17 protein-coding genes are annotated in these 17,315 nt (G+C 59.1%); 15 read left to right on the top strand and 2 right to left on the bottom strand.

The features are described 5' to 3' along the window. Positions 1-43: 43 nt before the first annotated feature. Both K426_RS17165 and K426_RS31370 read right to left on the bottom strand, forming a co-directional pair. The gene (locus K426_RS17165) at positions 44-1,201 is read right to left on the bottom strand and encodes a hypothetical protein (RefSeq protein ID WP_145907377.1); all 1,158 of its coding nucleotides are present in this window, start codon (positions 1,199-1,201) and stop codon (positions 44-46) included. Between the two features lie 2 nt (positions 1,202-1,203). Next, the gene (locus K426_RS31370) at positions 1,204-1,602 is read right to left on the bottom strand and encodes a surface-adhesin E family protein (protein ID WP_145907374.1); all 399 of its coding nucleotides are present in this window, start codon (positions 1,600-1,602) and stop codon (positions 1,204-1,206) included. Between the two features lie 696 nt (positions 1,603-2,298). Between K426_RS31370 and K426_RS32945 the strand changes: the two genes are divergently transcribed. From K426_RS32945 to K426_RS17090, 15 genes are all read left to right on the top strand, one after another. Beyond that, the gene (locus K426_RS32945) at positions 2,299-2,691 is read left to right on the top strand and encodes an NAD(P)H-dependent flavin oxidoreductase (RefSeq protein WP_066559641.1); all 393 of its coding nucleotides are present in this window, start codon (positions 2,299-2,301) and stop codon (positions 2,689-2,691) included. 657 nt (positions 2,692-3,348) lie between these two features. After that, positions 3,349-3,723 (top strand): DUF1330 domain-containing protein, encoded by a 375-nt coding sequence (locus tag K426_RS17155; RefSeq protein WP_066559633.1) that lies wholly within the window; start codon positions 3,349-3,351, stop codon positions 3,721-3,723. 138 nt (positions 3,724-3,861) lie between these two features. Continuing rightward, entirely contained in the window at positions 3,862-4,554 is a 693-nt protein-coding gene (locus tag K426_RS17150; RefSeq protein WP_066561929.1) for a nitroreductase, read from the top strand. Positions 4,555-4,634: 80 nt separating this feature from the next. Then, positions 4,635-5,225 carry a hypothetical protein gene (locus K426_RS17145; protein ID WP_066559631.1) on the top strand — a complete coding sequence of 197 codons (591 nt, stop codon included), beginning with the start codon at positions 4,635-4,637 and terminating at the stop codon, positions 5,223-5,225. Between the two features lie 40 nt (positions 5,226-5,265). Continuing rightward, positions 5,266-5,697 (top strand): nuclear transport factor 2 family protein, encoded by a 432-nt coding sequence (locus tag K426_RS17140; RefSeq protein ID WP_066559627.1) that lies wholly within the window; start codon positions 5,266-5,268, stop codon positions 5,695-5,697. A gap of 103 nt (positions 5,698-5,800) precedes the next feature. Further along, entirely contained in the window at positions 5,801-6,220 is a 420-nt protein-coding gene (locus K426_RS17135; protein WP_145907371.1) for a nuclear transport factor 2 family protein, read from the top strand. Positions 6,221-6,384: 164 nt separating this feature from the next. After that, entirely contained in the window at positions 6,385-8,727 is a 2,343-nt protein-coding gene (locus tag K426_RS17130; RefSeq protein WP_145907368.1) for a TonB-dependent receptor, read from the top strand. A gap of 145 nt (positions 8,728-8,872) precedes the next feature. Next, positions 8,873-10,498, top strand: coding sequence for a spinster family MFS transporter (locus K426_RS17125; RefSeq protein ID WP_082748662.1), 1,626 nt, complete (start codon positions 8,873-8,875; stop codon positions 10,496-10,498). Beyond that, complete coding sequence (locus K426_RS17120; RefSeq protein WP_066559620.1) at positions 10,495-12,030, top strand: class I adenylate-forming enzyme family protein; 1,536 nt, start codon at positions 10,495-10,497, stop codon at positions 12,028-12,030. The genes K426_RS17125 and K426_RS17120 overlap by 4 nt, the downstream gene beginning before the upstream one ends. A 5-nt stretch (positions 12,031-12,035) precedes the next feature. After that, complete coding sequence (locus K426_RS17115) at positions 12,036-12,662, top strand: VOC family protein (protein ID WP_066559618.1); 627 nt, start codon at positions 12,036-12,038, stop codon at positions 12,660-12,662. 107 nt (positions 12,663-12,769) lie between these two features. Then, positions 12,770-13,195 (top strand): nuclear transport factor 2 family protein, encoded by a 426-nt coding sequence (locus K426_RS17110; RefSeq protein ID WP_066559615.1) that lies wholly within the window; start codon positions 12,770-12,772, stop codon positions 13,193-13,195. 30 nt (positions 13,196-13,225) lie between these two features. Continuing rightward, positions 13,226-14,083, top strand: a complete 858-nt coding sequence (locus K426_RS17105; RefSeq protein ID WP_066559612.1) for a fumarylacetoacetate hydrolase family protein — start codon at positions 13,226-13,228, stop codon at positions 14,081-14,083. A gap of 293 nt (positions 14,084-14,376) precedes the next feature. Continuing rightward, complete coding sequence (locus K426_RS17100) at positions 14,377-15,531, top strand: CaiB/BaiF CoA transferase family protein (protein WP_066559609.1); 1,155 nt, start codon at positions 14,377-14,379, stop codon at positions 15,529-15,531. Beyond that, positions 15,528-16,319, top strand: coding sequence for an enoyl-CoA hydratase/isomerase family protein (locus tag K426_RS17095; protein ID WP_066559605.1), 792 nt, complete (start codon positions 15,528-15,530; stop codon positions 16,317-16,319). Before K426_RS17100 ends, K426_RS17095 begins: the two co-directional genes overlap by 4 nt. Before the next feature lie 15 nt (positions 16,320-16,334). Beyond that, positions 16,335-17,252: a hydroxymethylglutaryl-CoA lyase gene (locus K426_RS17090; protein WP_066559601.1), complete on the top strand. Its 918-nt coding sequence runs from the start codon at positions 16,335-16,337 to the stop codon at positions 17,250-17,252. Positions 17,253-17,315: the final 63 nt, after the last annotated feature.

Genomic DNA, 17,315 nt, shown 5'->3' with positions numbered 1-17,315 from the left:
AGTTCTCCCGTAACCTGAGAATGCCGAGAACACAGTATTATGTTTAGAGAAACCCGCGCGAAGATAGTTCATTATCTGACTTCGGGTACCAATTCTGAGCTATATATTTATTTTCTTTAAGGAAATGTAGAAGTGCATCAGGATAGCTTTGGAACTGAATTTGCAAGTTCTCTGGACAAAGATCGTTCGTCTGAATCCGGCATCCCGTTGGTAGCTGCCAGTCTGCCGAAGCATCATAAGACGCTACCATCTTGCTCCATGCCCAGTCGATCTTCCCCAATTTCGCTGCCGCCGCTACAAAAGCAGGACAAGCCCCATTGCGGGTGAAGCTATCTTGGCTGGGATCGCACAGCCCTTCAGTCTCCCGGAAGGTTTTCTCGAACAAGCGTCGAAACGCCCGACTTGAAGATACATTTATCGCCCGGCCGTTCCGGACATTGAGGATTTTCGGTGGTGCATAGCTATATGCATAAGGTGCAAAGGCGTACAGGAAGCTATTATCGTAAAAGATGTAATCGGCAAACCCATCGCCCGAAATGTCTTTTGGCAGTTCTATCTGGTCGCCGTCCCAAGCACCTAAGTTAACAACCTTGAGCTTTCCATCAGAAAGTCCCGCGACTTGGACGGAATTGCAGCAATGTGCGCCGCCGCTGAAGCTTTGTAGCAGTATGACGGGATATGCGCCCGCGCGGTTGGCGATCGCGCTAAGCCGATGAGTATATGAACTGCTAACCATTTCTCCCTCCATAGAGACTTTGGTTCCAGCATATTCGATGTCGATGACCGGCGCGGAGAGTTCGCCTTCCTGGCGAGCGGAGGCAGTTACGACCATGGGACCCAACCGCCATGAAGTTGCAGTTGGATACGTATCCGCACGCCATTCGACAGAGTCGACAGGGAATGGGGCGAGATCAGGGGAGGGGAGTTGTGCTTCAACCGGGGCGGCTGGCCTTTGAGATTTGCGAGGCGTGTTCTCCTTGGCGACGGGTTTGGGTGCAGACCACATCCCTAAGGCAACAGCGCCCGCTAAGCCGAAGGCAAGAGCCGATGCGGTGATGATAGCCTTGCCACCCCACTTTCCTCGCGAATGTTGGCTAACGTCAGCGGAAAGGGCAGCCTTGCAATAGCGACAAACCAGCGCCTCATTTCGAACCTTTTCGGCACATTGAGGGCATCGCTTTCTTCCGAACGTAAGCACCAATGTTATTCCTGGCCGTAGGCGCAGGCGACCAGCGATGCTGACTCGGCCATGCTTTCGGGAACGAGAGGATCGTATCCGACACTATAGCTATAATCTGTGTAATTTTCACTAGAAACAACTTTTCCATATGCATCATACGCGATGATTGAAAGCGTTCTATACTTACTGGCAGAGCAATCAAAGCTAATGAGTTGTAAAGTTTGTCGCCATGAAACGGATCTATTTCGTGAATGATCCAACTGAATCCACGCTTGTTTTTTGCTGCCGACCGTTTTTATTCTGTTTGCGTCCATGAACCATTCGGTTCCGTTCGTCGCCGAGCCAATGCTTACCCATTCCGCGTGGGCTGGTGCAGCAATCGTTGCTAACCCAAGGCAGATAAGCATGACCTTCTTGAACATCTGATGATCCCCCATTCATCTCCCGAATCATGCCAATATACTGAAAGAGATTAATCTTCTAGCGTAGGGGCGTATGCTTTGCGCAGGTATAGCGCAGGTCGAATTTCGACGTTGCTTCCTATCAAAATGCTTTCACTAGGAAGCCGCCCAAACCGGATTTCCGCTGCGCTTGGGTCTGCCGTGGGATAAGGCGGAAGTGGCTCTCCATTTCGTCCAAAAATTGGCGGAAAACCTGACTATTCCAGAAATGCGTCAGAGGCCTTCGTAATGCGAGGGTCACGTGTTCGAGTCACGTAAGCGGCACCATCAGTCCTCATTTGAAACCTATCAGTCTTCCGACTTCTTCCCGGTGTGACACGATCACAACCGGCAATCGGTCGTTCCCGACATCATAGAAAATCCCCGACGCAGAAATCTGCGAAGGAGTCTCTATCCCGGAGGGACGACGCCCGTTCGCGGTCAACCAGATCGTCCACAAGAGCAACGATCGCCTTGAACACGACGTCGAGCTCTGTGTGAAGTGCAAGATCCCATCGTCATCACGTCGCTGGGATCGTGACTTGACGTCAACGAGGCGATCACGGGATATGGCGGGATCGCCCTCCACGACGTCATTAACGACGTTTCGCGCGCAAGGCGATAGATAAAGCGTGGAGCGACCGGCCTCATAGGGGTCGCGGCTGGCGCGGGCGGGCCATGCTGTCACCGTTCGCGCTCCTGCGCGAAATACGAACCTGGTTCGATGGACCGCTGGTGCTGTCGGGAGCGATTACGCACGGAGCGTCGATCCTTGCGGCCCAAGCCTCCGGGGCAGACCTGGCATATGTGGGATCGACATTCATCGCGACCGACAAGGCTACGGCCACCCCCGATTACAAGCAGATGATCGTCGATAGCTCGGCGGCAGATATCTTGTACACGAACGCGATCACTGGGGTCCACGGCAATTACCTGATCCCTTCGCTCATTCGGGCTGGCTTCGATCCGGAAAGCATGCCGGTGGGCAACCCCAGGGATATGAACTTCCAGAGCGGCGGGAACATGGAAGCCAAAGCGTGGCGCAACATCGGGGGATGCGGCCAGGTCTAGGCATCATCGATGAAGTGACGACGACTGCCACCCTGCAAGCCAGAACCTCCGGGTAGCGCGAATCCTATGGCGAAATTTTGCGATGAACCGAACAAGATCAACTTTTATTCAGGTTGCTACTTCCGATAGGCAATAGGTTTGGCGTCATGCTCATTATTATCCGCCATAATTGTTTGGAAAATAAGGATATTATGGAATTTTTTGCGGAGTCTGCTGGACCTTGCAGCGCTGGGTTCGTGCGCTGGACCTTGCGGGCCATAGACCTTCAAGGGCGGCACGTCGCTTTCCAAGGCATATGATATCGTCCAGCGCTTCTCTCACGCTTGGTCATCATGGATGATTGCATGTCCCCGGACAGGACAAGATGGGACCGTGTCTCGCCCGACGAGATTGCCTGCCGAACTCCATTTCGTTGTGAGAAGAACTACCCCCTTGCTTTATCATTAATCTGTTCATTACGCGCACCGAATGCGCGAGGAATGGAGGCAATTTGTATTCGGTGACGGAACATTGATTATATGAAACGTTTCATTGCGTTTGATGGATTGCCCGAGTAAGGTTGCAAGAAAGGCAAACCTAATCGATGAACTATGGCGTGCGGAGTAGCCCATGGCATAGGATTCGTCCGATGTCACACCCGCTCAAAGAAGGTGGAAGATGTGGAAGATGAAGTGCTATTTGCTGGGGAATGTCGTGGTAACCGAGCCGGAACGCTTTAGCGAATATCTCGCGCAGGTTCCCCGGATCATCGCCCAATATGGCGGGCGATATGTTGTTCGTGGCGGTGCGGTGCATCCGCTTGAGGGCGACCTTGGCATCAAGCGGGTTATCCTGATCGAATTTGACTCGCGAGAGGCGGCAGATCGTTTTTACGATAGCGAGGAATATGCGCCGCTGAAAAAGCTGCGGATGGAAGCGGCGCAATCACAGATTATGTTCGTTGACGCTATTGGCGGGGATTATGCCGTTGGGCCAGATGGTGATATCAACAATGCTGTGCACCTGAGCGGCCCGGCGTCGCGAAGAGAATGACTTCGAGGACTGCGCCAAGGCTAAATTTAAAAAATGAAACGTTTCAATAAATGCTTGCACGCCCTTGTCCAACGCACTAGATATCCCGGCGTCCAGACTCGTTGAAGGATGGTTTCGGAACCTTCGACGGAACAGAAAATGGAGATTCTTCACGTGCCCGAGGCCAAATTTTTTCAGGATGTGGTCCGCGAACGTTATTCTGCTCGAACCTATCTTCCCGATCCCGTCCCACAGGAAACGATCCGGGCGGTGCTCGAGGATGCGCAAACCGCGCCGTCCAATGCCAATATCCAGCCCTGGGAAACACACATCGTCTCGGGGAAGGCGCGTGACGAGTTAAGCAGTGCGATGCTCGCCGATGAACTGGAAGGAAAGCTGTCGCCAGACTATCCCTTTGGTTATGATGAGCTTTACGGCGCCTATAGTGAGCGTCAGATCAAGCAGGCATCGGAATATTACCAGTCAATTGGGGTTCCGCGCGAAGCGAAAGACCTGCGCCGTGTGGAATTTCTCCGCAATCTGGACTTTTTCGGGGCTCCGCACGTCTGTCTCCTATTCATGCCGCCATTTTATGATAGCGTCCGCATCGCGGGAGATGTCGGCATGTATGGCCAGACATTTTTGCTTTCGCTGACCGCGCACGGTCTCCAAGGATGCCCACAGACCCTGCTCGGCTTTTTCGCCGGTACCGTCCGCAAGGTACTCGACATCGATCCCAAGATGAAGATGTTGTTTGGAATTTCGTTCGGTTATCCCGATCTGAATTCGAACGGCAGTAAATACCGCATAGGTAGAGCACCGATTGGGGAAAATGTCGTTTTCCATAATTAATGCCCGGCGCATCCAAACGCCAAAAATTGGGGCAATTAATTCTGTTCGGATGCAGCATTTAGGCTGGGAGGGAGATCGAAATGAAATATGATATCCGTTTGTTGACGAAGGCCGCCGACGATCTGCTCCGGACGGTCACCAATCCGCGCCATCGCAAGATCCTCATCAATTACCGCCGTCACGCGATGTGGGAAGTATGCGGTATGTATGAGGAAATATGCGCGCCCGATTCGATGGTCGAAGATCCCAAATATCTCATGTATGTGGGTGGTTTCCCGATCGAATATCATGGCATGGATCGGGTCAAGGCACTCTACAAATCGATGGTCGAGATCAACGCCAGCGTCATGCACTTCGAAAATGAGGTGCTACGTGTCGATGACAACGGCTTTTCGAGCCGAGCGACCTTCCAGATATTCATGCCGGGCAAGGTGGCGCTGCATTTCGGTGCTTCGGTTGGTGTTGATGACATGGATGAGATCTTCATTCAGACGAGCGACCGTATCATGGTGTGGGATTATGCGGAGGACAGCCGCCTGATCGGCGAGAATATCTGGGTCGGCGGCGGCACCTTCCGCAAATGTCCCCCGGAGGAGGTGATCTCCAGGGAAGAGTGCATTGAAAAGCTGATGCCGCTGCTCGACAAGGTTCCGGAACCGGGGATGTCCTGACGGCGGTCAGTGACCGAGCGCATCGACGGGGACAGAATGGATGGCAGAGGAAAAAACGCGCGCGCTGGTTCGGCAATTTGTCGACCATCTCGAAGCCCAGCGTTTCGAACAGGCCTATCGCCTTTTGAACCGCGACGGACGGTTCGTAATGATCGGGGATACGCCCGCTTCGGGGGTATATGAGGGGCTGGAGGATATCTTCGCCCGGCTCGCGCCCAAGCTGGCGGGATTCACACAATTGCCGATGATAAAAGTCTCCGACATCCTGATCGACGGAGACAGAGCCTTTATACGCGCGGTGGGCGCTGGAGCGGGCGCCTATGGCCCCTATCACCAGCCCTATTATGGCTATTTCCTGCGTGTCGAGGGGGAAGGGTTGGCCGAAATCGTTGAATATCTTGACACCGTTCAGCTTGAGATCGCGCTTTACGGCAAGAAGCTGGTGCCTGCGGAGACACCCGGGAAAGCGTGACTGGCTCCCAGGCGCAGGTCGGTTTGCGATCGGACCGGGCCGGGCGTTTCACTGACATGAGGAGGGCGAGGCAATGTCCGCGTCAGGCGAGAAGACACGCGCGTTGATCGAGAAATTCATCGAGCATAACCAGGCCGGTCGTTTTGAGGAATGTTATCGCATGCTCAACCCGGATGCGCGCTATACCCTTATTGGCAAGACCAGGGCGTCCGGTACCTATATCGGTCCGGACGATGTCTTCGCACGGCTGGCGCCGTTGCTGTCGAACTTCACTGAGCGTCCGCGCATGCAGTTTTCCCACATTCTTGTGGATGGCAACCAGGCGTTTCTTCGCGCTTCTGGCGAGGGATGCGGTCTGTACGGGCGCTATGAGCAGCCCTTTTACGGCTTCTATTTCCGCGTGGAAAACGGAGGCTTTGCCGAGATGATCGAATATCTTGATCCCCTTCAACTCGAAATTTCGCTGTTCGGGAAGGAACTGGTCGACGCGAAAGCCGGCAAGGCGTCTCTTCGCGCAACATAAAAATGAAACGTTTCATTGACAGCCTGTGAACGGTTGGATATGATTGATCCTGCGATGGGCGGATTGACTTCCGCCCGCCCCGCCGAGGGAATGTTTTCCACGCGGCCTGGGGCGGAAATAATTGATCATACAGCAGCAAATATAACGTCATTAAGGAGGGGAAAGTGAACAGGTTATTGGTAAAAGCCCTTATTCTTTCGGCTACGGCTCTGAGCACCGGCGCCTATGGGCAGGACTCCGCCACACCCCGGGTGACGGCGGCCGAAGAGGGGGCTGGTGTCGGCGACATCATCGTCACTGCGCGTAAGCGTGCGGAAAGCCTTCGGGATGTTCCAGTCGCCATCACGGCGATCAGCGGTGATATGCTGGTTCAGCAGAACATCACCCAGATGATCGACCTGTCCAAGACCACGCCCAATTTCACCTACAGCTATGGTGCCGCTAATGCTTATGCCTATATCCGGGGCTTCGGTTCGGGCAGCAACGCCGGCTTCGAGCAGTCCGTCGGCAAGTTTGTCGACAATGTCTCCTATGGCCGCGACCAGGAAGCCCGCATTCCGATCTTCGATGTCGAACGCGTCGAGGTTCTGAAGGGGCCGCAGGTGATCGCGTTCGGCAACAGCGCGACCGCGGGGGCGATCAACATCACCACCCGGAAGCCCGGAAAGGAATTTTCGGCGGACGGATCGATTGGCTATGAATTTGAAGGGCAAGAGCTTCAGGCGCAGATGGGCGTCACCGTTCCGCTGACGGATGGCATCAGCTTCCGCCTGGCCGCCCTGTTCCAGGATCTCAACAAGGGCCGCTATTACAACCCGATCAAGGGCGAGCATGAGCCGACCACGCGCAACTTCGCCATCCGCCCGACACTGCGCCTGGAGCCCGTCGATGGTCTGGAAATCATGCTGCGTGCGGAGATCGACCGGCTCAAGGACAGGGGCGGCACATTGGTGCCGACCAACCAGCCGCTCGTCGGCAACACCTCGCTCTATCCGGTGATCCGCGACGACGATCACCGCTACGCCAATTATGATGTGGCCCCCTATTATTCGGACGAGATCAGCGAACTGGAAGCCGAACTCTACCAGATCGACGTCAATTACGACGTGGCTGGCGGGACGCTGTCTTCGACCACCGCGTGGCGAAAGTCGGACGGCCTCGTCCAATGGGGCCTCGACGGCCTCAATCACACGCAATTCTACTTCAATCCGCAATGGACGCATTACAAGCAGTTCAGCCAGGAACTCCGCTACAACGGTACGTTCGGCAAGCTGGATGTTCAGGTCGGCGGATATTATGAACGCAATACGCTAAACCTCGACGTGGCGCAGGAATTTACGCTGGCAGGGCTGGGATTCACCGGAGCCTTCGCCACGCCCTTTGCGCGTTTCTTCACCTTCGATCAGAAGAGCAGGACTTGGTCGGGCTTTGTCGACCTCAGCTATCATGTGACGGACCGGTTCAGCCTCTCCGCCGGCGTGCGCTATACGGACCTGAAAAAGCGCGGGGCGCATTCGGTGTGGGGCGGCAATATCGTCCCGCACACCTCGTTCGATACGACCCGCGCCGACCTGCTGGCGGCCGATAGCACTGCGGTGAACGTCGTTTACAACCCGGTGCTGGGTGGCGAGAGGCATGTATATCCGTTCGGCGCCATGAGCCTGTCGGAAAATCACTGGCAACCGCAGTTCATCGCGCAATATGAAGTCGCGCCCCGGAACATGATCTATGCCAAATATGTGAAGGGCTACAAGGTCGGCGGGTTCGACTATGCCTATACGGACCCCTTGAAGGTCGGCGTGTCCGGCATCGGTTTCAAGCCGGAATCCGCCTGGATGGTGGAACTCGGCGCGAAGGGGCTGTTGCTGGACAATATGCTGGAATATTCGATCGCCGTCTTCCGCGAGACCTTCGCTGACTTGCAGACATCGGCCCAGTCCAACCTCCAGTTCATCGTGACCAATGTGGGCAAGGCCCGTTCTCAGGGGGTGGAGCTGGAGCTTCATCTCCGTCCGGACGACCATTGGCATGTCGGCTTCAACGGAGCCTATCTCGACGCCAAATATATCGATTTCGACAAGGGACCGTGCAATTCCGCCCAGAATGCCGGGCTTGCCCCCGGCTGCGTCAGCCGGGCACAGAATTTCGCGGGGGTGCCGACCCAGTTCACATCCAAATGGACCGGCTCGCTCTATGTCGACTATGTGACGCCGATCGGATCGGGGGATAATGAACTGGGCGTCGGCCTGTCGGTCTTCGCGCGCAGCAAATACGACTCAAGCCTCTATAATGACCCCCGCATGGTCCAGAAAGGCTATGCGCAGCTTGGCGCGCATATCGACTATGGCCCGGCAAATGGCCGCTGGAAACTTTCGCTTTTCGGCCGCAATCTAACCGATCAGCGGATCGTCGAATATTCGTCGGTCGTGCCGGGCAGCAGCACCTCCACCGTCGGTTCCTATTCGCGCGGCCGGCAGATTGGCGTGAAGCTGGGCTTCAATATGTAGTGAACGCGTGGGAGGTTGCCGATGATGGACGGGGATGCACTCTGCACAAGTGGATTTCCCTCCCTCATTCCGGTGCAGCGGCCGGATGATGGTCCGGCCGCCAGCTTTTGCCCGACTCCGGCCGCCGGGACCGAAAGAGAGTGATATGACAGGATTGGAAGCGACCGGATCGACAGCGGCAGCCGACAGAAGCGGCAGGGCGGCGGTAGTGACGGATCCGAACGCAGCCGACAGCCGCTATAGCTGGTATGTCCTTGTCGTCCTGATGGGCGTCTACACGTTTAGCTGGATGGATCGCACCATACTGTCCATCCTCGCCGAAGATCTGAAGGCGCATTTCGGCCTGACGGACGCGCAGCTCGGCTTCCTGCACGGGACGGCATTCGGCGTATTCTATGCCCTGTTCGGTTATCCGCTCGGTCGCCTGGCGGACCGCTGGAACCGTGTACGCCTGCTGTCCATCTGCATCACCCTGTGGTCGGCAATGACGGTATCCTGCGGCCTGGCGGCCAATGTCGGCCAGTTGATCGCGGCCCGCATCGGCGTCGGGATTGGGGAGGCGTCGGCCAATCCTTCCGCCTATTCGCTGCTGTCCGATTGGTTTTCCCGCGAACGGCGCGGCACGGCGCTGGGTATCTACAGCGGCGGCTTCTATCTGGGGCAGGGGCTGGCCTTCGCGATCGGCGGGCTGGCGCTCGCCCAATGGGCCGCGTCCTTCGGGGATTCCGGCCCGTTCGGATTGCAGGGGTGGCAGGCGGCCTTCCTCATCGTGGGCATGCCCGGCGTCATCATGGCGGCGCTGGTGAGCAGGCTTCGCGAGCCTCGGCGGGGGCTGTCCGACCAGAGCTATCCGCCCGAAGAGAAGAATATCTGGCCGCGCTTCTTCGACGATATGGGGAGCGTCATCCCGCCGTTCACGGTCTATCAGGCCGCGCGCTGCGGCAGGAAGACGCTCGCCCTCAATCTCGCCGTTGCGGTGGCGGTGGCGCTGCTCGCCTTGGGGCTTGTCCGGCTGAGCGGCGATCCGTTGCAATGGATGGCGCTGGGCGTTGGCGGCTATGCGGCCTTTTCGTCGGCCCAGATGCTGTACCACCGGGATCCAGCAACCTTCGCCCTGACATGGAGGACACCTGCCTTCCTCTTCACGATGGTGGGTTTCGGCTTCGCATCGATGCTCAATCTCAACATGGGATTCTGGACCGCGCCGCTGGCGCTCCGTTCCCTTCCCGTGGATAAGGCGACCGTCGGGCTGGTGCTGGGCATCACAGCGGCGGTTTGCGGCATGGCCGGGGTTTTTCTGGGCGGGAAGCTGTCGGACATGATGCTGCGCCGCCACCCCGCCGGGCGCATCCATGTCGGGCTGGCCTCAGCATCGATCCCGGTGCCGTTCGTCATAGGCATGTGCCTGACGCACAATCCATGGATTTTCTTCCTGCTCAACATTCCGGTGGTCTTCATCGGCATCATGTGGATGGCCGCAGGCGCCGCGACCATTCAGGAACTGGTGATGCCCCGCATGCGCGGCACGGCATCGGTCACTTATTTTCTGGTGAGCACGCTGCTGGGGTCGGCGCTCGGCCCCTATCTGGTGGGCAAGGTGTCCTCCTCGCAAGGCGATCTGGCGACCGGCGTGTTGGCGGGCCTGCTGGCCGTGCCCGTGGCGCTGATATCGTTGTGGCTGGCGGGCTCCCGGGTCCAGTCGGCTGAGACTTCCAAGGTCGAGCGGGCAAGGGCCGCCGGTGACAGGATGGCCGAAGGTAAGGGAGCATGAGTTTGACGGATTTGGCGAGCGATCATCTGAGGAAAGCGGCGCTATCCTATCCACGGCAGATCGCGATCGAAAATGACGGCCGCGCCCTGAGCTGGTCCGAGTTTGACGAGGCAGTGGAGCGTCTCGCGCGGCGGTTGGTCGCCGCCGGGCTTGCGCCAGGCCAGAGCGTCATGATCCTGAGCGAAAATTCACCCGAATTCCTTATCAGCTGCTTCGCCGTGTGGCGAGCCGCGGGCACGATGGCGGTCGTCCATGCATCCTTCGCGCCGGAGCAACTGGACTATGCGGTGAGGAATGCCGAGCCGCATTTCCTGTTTGCCGAAGTGGAATATCGGGCGGCGGCGCAAGCGGCCCTCGAACGAACCGGCACGCCGGCGCGCATCATCGACCTGGAGATGTGCGTCGAACCGATGGGCGGCATGGCGGCGTTCGACGGAGAATTGCCGAAGGCGGACCCAGCCGCCGCCGGCGTCATCGGATATACGTCGGGCACCACCGGCATGCCCAAGCCCGTCGCCCTGTCCCATGGCACGATCGGACACGGCACCCAGGCCTGCGCGAAAATCTGGCGGATCGATTCCGCCGACACGATTCTGGTGTCGATGCCGCTTTCCTGGCTCGCGGGGCTGATCATCCTTTCGACCACGGCCACCAGCTGCGGCGCGAAAATCCACCTGCTGCGCCGGTTGACGGCCGAGGATGCGCTCGACGCGCTGACCGGCCACGGCGTCACCTTCTTCTTCGGGCCGACGTCCAGCTATGTGAAGATGCTCAATGCATGGCATCAAAGGGGGGCGACGGGCGAGTTCCGGCTGCGCTGCTGCATTTCCGGCGGCGAGGCCCGCAATGAGGCCATATTCGGTGAGTGGCGGGACTTGACCGGTATTCCGGTGCTGGATTCCTACGGGGCGAGTGAATGCTGGCCTTTCGTGACCCATGATCCGGGCATCGCCACCCTTCCGCCCCCAGGCTCCGCCGGGAAGCTGGTGGAAGGCGCCAGGCTGCGCTTGGTCGGGCCAGAGGGGCAGGAGGTCGCGCCCGGTGAGGTGGGGGAGGCCCAGGGTCTCGCGCCCTGCATGTTGATGGAATATTGGAAAGAGCCGGAACTGACCGCCCAGGCGATGACGTCGGATGGCTGGTATCGCATCGGTGATTGCGCCCGTGTGGACCGGGACGGCTATGTCTATATTCTCGGCCGGGCGAGCGACGCCATCGTCAGGAACGGGACGCAGGTCTTCCCCGCTGAGGTCGAGCAGGTTCTGAGCGAGCTGGACGCTGTGGCACAGGTCGCCGTGGTGGGCTTGCCCGACCCGGATCATGGACAATCGGTCGCGGCGGCGGTCGTGTTGCGCGGGGGCGCAACGGCGGACGAAGCGGCGATGCGGGCGCATTGTGCCGCGCGGCTGGCGGAGGCCAAGATTCCTGGCATCATCCGCATCGTGAAGGAACTGCCCCACAATCCATCGGGCAAAGTCCTGCGACGGGAGGTAATCCCGATGCTGTCCAGCATGCAGGAAGCGAAGAAAGGCTGAAAATCATGACCAACACAGCGCAATGGCCCCAGGGAGTGAGAAGGCTGAACAAGCTGCCGAATCCGATCCGGCAGATCGGTGTGATCGTGCGCGATATCGACGCGGCCATGCGCTATTGGAGCGAGTTGACGGGCGTGGGACCCTTCGTGGTCTTCCGCAACGTCGAGCTGGAGGACGATTATCGCTACCGCGGCAAACCGGCGAAGCCGCCGGTCGTCGACCTGGCCCTGGGCTATTCCGGGGACATTCAGTTCGAGCTGATCCAGCAGCTCAATGACGCGCCGAGCGGATTTCGCGACTATATCGACGCCGGCATGGAAGGCATGCAGCATGTCTCGCCCCAATTTTCTTCGCCTGAGGATTATGACGCCGCCTTTGCGAAGCTGATCGGAAACGGGTTGGAACTGGTTCATGAGGGTCGGATGCAGGGCACGCCGTTCCGCTTTGCCTATTTTTCGCACCCCAATGGCGGATTTCCGCAGTTTGAGATCAGCGAGGTCCGGCATCCGGCGCTGGTACCCGTTTTCGACAAGATCCAGCTGTTGAACGCGCAGTGGGACGGCACCACGCCAGCGGTCATCGAAATCCTGGACATGGCCCGGATGGGCGAGGTTCTGGGGCTGGAGGGCTAAAATGCGCACATGAAATGAAACGTTTCATTGACGATTTGGGCGTCCATCGATAGGCTGGCGGACACAAATGGGAATCACAGACAGGGCAGTCGCCAAGGGAGAGAAAAATGCCTGAAGAAAAGACCCGCGAGCTGGTCCAGTATTTTATCGATAATGTCGAAGCGCAGACATATGAAAATGTCTATGCCAAGCTCAATCCGGATGGCCGTTTCATCATGATCGGCAAGACGCCGGCGTCAGGCATTTTCTTCAACCGCGAAGATGTGTTCAACCGCCTTGCGCCGTTGCTGGCGAATTACAAGAACCGCCCGGCGATCGCCTTTTCCCATGTGCTTGTGGACGGCGACCAGGCCTTTCTACGCGCGTCCGGAAAGGGCGAAGGCATTTATGGCGTCTATGAGCAACCCTATTACGGCTATTATTTCCGGGTCGAAGGCGACGGCTATGCGGAGATCATCGAATATCTGGACACCGTTCAGCTGGAGGTCGCGCTGTTCGGGACCAAGATGACCCGCCTGCCCGAATATGAATGATTTCATGGGATTGAACAGGCGGGGGAAAGCATGAAATTCATTTCCTATCGATCCGTAAATGGCTTGGGCACCGCCCTGGACCTGGGCGGGACGTATAAGGGGCTGGACGAGAGTCAGCCTTGTTTTCCCGGCATCATCGACGATCTTCTTGCGAGGGGCGGAACGGCGCTGGCAGACGCGGCGGGAATATTGCGCCGGCACGGCACGGGCATCAGTCTCATGGATGTCGAATTGCTGCCGCCGGTGAACCCGTCCAAGATCATCTGCATAGGGCTCAACTATGCGGACCACGCAAGGGAATCGGGGTTGCCGATCCCGGAAAAACCGACCGTGTTTGCCCGCTTTCCGTCGTCCATCGTCGGACCGGAGGCGCCGATCATGCTGCCCAAGGTCTCCGGCGATCTGGACTATGAAGGGGAGCTTGCCGTCATCATCGGCAAGGCGGGTCGCTATATCTGCCCTGCCGAGGCGCTGGATCACGTCGCCGGTTACAGCTGCTTCAACGACGGGAGCATTCGCGATTACCAGTTCCACGGATCGCAATGGACCGTCGGAAAGAATTTCGATCGTTCCGGCTCGCTCGGCCCCGCGCTTGTGACGGCGGATTCCCTGCCCGCGGGCGCCGCCGGCCTGGCGATCCGGACAAGGCTGAACGGCCAGACCGTCCAATCCTCCTCGATCGGGGAACTGATTTTCGGCGTGGCCAAGCTGATCTCCCTTCTGAGCGAGGCATTCACGCTCCTGCCCGGCGATGTGATCGCCACCGGCACGCCTTCGGGCGTGGGCTTTGCACGGACGCCCCAGCTCTGGATGAAAGCGGGCGACATATGCGAGGTAGAAATCGAAGCCATCGGAACCCTGCGCAACCCGGTGCGGGCGGAAAGCTGAAGATTTCCGAATAGATCGACCAATGTGAAACGTTTCATTGACAAGCCGAGGCGAATTGTTCCATAAGGTTAGAGAAGGTTCTGGAGGGACTGGCGCCGTTCAAAAGCCGGTGCGGTCAGTGCCTGATGCGGCAGGCGTCCGTTCGCCGCCACGCGCCCGTCTCTTGCCGCAATTCAGGTTCACCGAGAAACATAATTTGGGAAATTAGTCATGATCGAGGCGCCACATTATTTTGTGCCGATCCCATTTGGATTTGACGGGGTGCACGGCCGTTCCGGTGCGTGGGTACAGGCATGACGAGCAAGCCTCTTGCAGGGATCGTGGTCGTCGAGCTTGGCCACAGCGTTGCCGCGCCCTATGCGGGCCTAATTTTCGCTGATCTCGGCGCGCGGGTCGTCAAGGTCGAAAACCCCGAGGGCGGAGACTATGCGCGCGGCTGGGGGCCGCCCTTCTGGGGCGATACCTCCAGTTCCTTCCATTCGCTCAATCGCGGCAAGGAGGGCGTGGCGGCCGACTTCACGAAGGAGCAGGACGTAGAGCGGCTGAGGGCGTTCATCCTGGCCGAGGCGGATGTCGTCATCCAGAATCTGCGTCCCGGTATCCTCGAACGGTTCGAGCTGACCTATGAGCGGCTGCGCGAGGAAAAGCCGTCGCTGATCTGGTGCGATATCGGTGCGTTCGGCGCGAACGGGCCGTTGCGCAACAAGCCGGGCTATGATCCGCTGGTCCAGGCCAGCACCGGCATCATGAGCGTGACGGGCGAACATGATCGTCCGCCCGTGCGCGTCGGGGTGTCGATCGTCGATATGGGATCGGGCATGTGGACCGTCATAGGGGCGCTGGCAGCCCTGCTCGATCGCCGCCAGTCGGGGGAGGGGCATCGCGTGTCGACATCACTCTATGAAACGGGGCTGTCCTGGATGACGGTGCCGCTCGCCGGCTTTGCGGCCTCCGGTGAGGTGCGGCGTCCCTATGGATCGGGTACGGCCGAAATCGTGCCCTATCAGGCCTATGAGACGTCCGACAGCTGGATCATGATCGCGGCGGGCAATGACAATCTGTTCCGCAAATTCATGCATGCCCTGGACCTGAAGGCCGAGGCGCAAAATCCGATTTTTGCGACCAATCCGGGGAGAGTCGTCAACCGGGACTTGCTGATACCCGTGATCGCCGAGGCGGTGAAACGCTACACCATGGACGAGCTTGGGAGCTTGCTCGACGAGGCGGGGGTTCCGAACGCACCCTTGCTGACCGTGGATCAGGTCGCCGTTCATCCCCAGACTCTGGCCCTGGAAATGCTGGAAAAATGCGACGGGGACGAACTTGATCTGGCCGGCATTCCGATCAGCCTGGATGGCGCACGCCCTCGTTCGGCAATGCCGGCGCCCGCCCTTGGCCAGCATAATGCCATTCTGTCGGACGCCAGGCGGCAGGAGGCGGCAGGATGAGCATTTTCGAAGCGATTGCGCTGGAAGAAACAGATGACGGTGTGCTCGTCGTCACGCTGGATCGTCCCGAAGCGGCCAATGCCACCAATACGGTAATGGGCCGTGAACTGGTCGCGCTGTTCGAGAAATTTTCGGTGGAGCCTGACGCGGCGCGTTGCATCGTCCTGACCGCTCGCGGCGAGAAGGCATTCTGCGCGGGCGGTGACCTCAAGGAACGCAAGGGGATGACCGACGCCCAATGGCAGGCCCAGCATCTCGTCTTTGAGCGGCTCATACGCGCCATGCTGGGCTGTCCGGTGCCGATCATCGCGGCGGTGAACGGCGCCGCCTATGCCGGCGGGTGCGAGATCGCGGCGGCGGCAGATTTCATCTACGCGGCCAGCCATGCGCGCTTTGCGCTTACCGAGGTGACGCTGGGTATCATACCGGGCGCGGGCGGCACGCAGACTCTTCCGCGCGCAATCGGGGACCGCCGGGCGAAGGAAGTGATCCTTACGGGGCTTCCCTTCTCTGCGGAGGAAGCCCTGGCCTGGGGGTTCATCAATCGCATTTGTGAGCCAGGCGAGCTGATGGAGGCGGCGGTCGCGACGGCGCGGCGGATCGCCGGCAACGGCCCCATCGCGGTGCGTCAGGCGAAACAGTCGATCGCGCGTGGAGGTCAGATGTCGATCTGGGACGGGCTCGCCTTCGAGATAGAGGCGTATAATCGGTGCGTTCCGACCGAGGACAGGCGCGAAGGCGTGCTCGCTTTCAACGAGAAGCGGCGCCCGGTCTTCAGAGGGCTCTGAGTTGAGGACATCGGCATGACCGAAACTGTGCAGGTGCGCGAGGTCGGCCCACGGGACGGCCTGCAGATGACGAAGACGATCCTTCCCACCGAGCGGAAGCTGGAATGGTGCCGGAGGGAGGTCGCGGCCGGCCTTGCCGATATCGAAGTCACTTCCTTCGTCTCGCCCAGGATAGCGCCTCAGTTCGCGGATGCGGCCGAGGTGGCGAGGGGAGCGCTGGAGATTGAAGGTTGCCGTCCGGCGGCCCTCGTTCCCAATCTCAAGGGCGCCCAGCTTGCCCTCGATGCCGGTATCAGGTCGCTCTATTTCGTGATGTCGGCGAGCGATGCGCATAACCGCGCCAATGTCCGCCGCACGGCTGAGGAGTCGATCGAGGAATTCGGGCGGATCATCGCCTATCGCAATTCGCTGCCCGGCGAGAAAGCGTGGATCGGATCGGGCATCGCCACCGCGTTCGGCTGTACCATTCAGGGCGAGGTGCCCGAAGCGAGGGTACTGGAAATCGCGGCACGGCTTGCTGAGGCGGGGGCGGATGGCATTAATGTCGCCGATACGGTGGGCTATGGCGACCCGGCGCAGGTAAGGCGCCTGGTGAAGGCGGTGATGGACGAAGTGGCGCCGCTTCCAGTGGCCTGCCATTTTCACGACACGCGCGGTCTGGGTCTCGCCAATATTCTGGCGGCGGCCGATATCGGTGTCCGCTCCTTCGACGCATCGCTGGCGGGCATTGGCGGATGCCCGTTCGCGCCATCCGCTTCCGGCAATGTCGATATGGAAGGCGCCATATTCCTGCTGGAACGGCTGGGGCTCAGCACCGGCGTCGACCTGGAGGCGCTGATGGCGCTGCGGCAGGATATCGAAAAATGGCTGCCGGGCGAACAATTCGCACGGGGAGTGGGGGTCGCGGGCCTGCCGAGGAGGCAGGCTGGATAATGGGGGAGGATGGTGCGGCCGCCGGCGGAAAATATGCTAAGCTGCGGCGCAGGGAAGAGGAGG

The organism is Sphingobium sp. TKS, assembly GCF_001563265.1.
In the GTDB taxonomy this organism is placed as follows: Bacteria; Pseudomonadota; Alphaproteobacteria; order Sphingomonadales; family Sphingomonadaceae; genus Sphingobium.
This window is presented reverse-complemented; position numbering and strand designations above follow the sequence as displayed.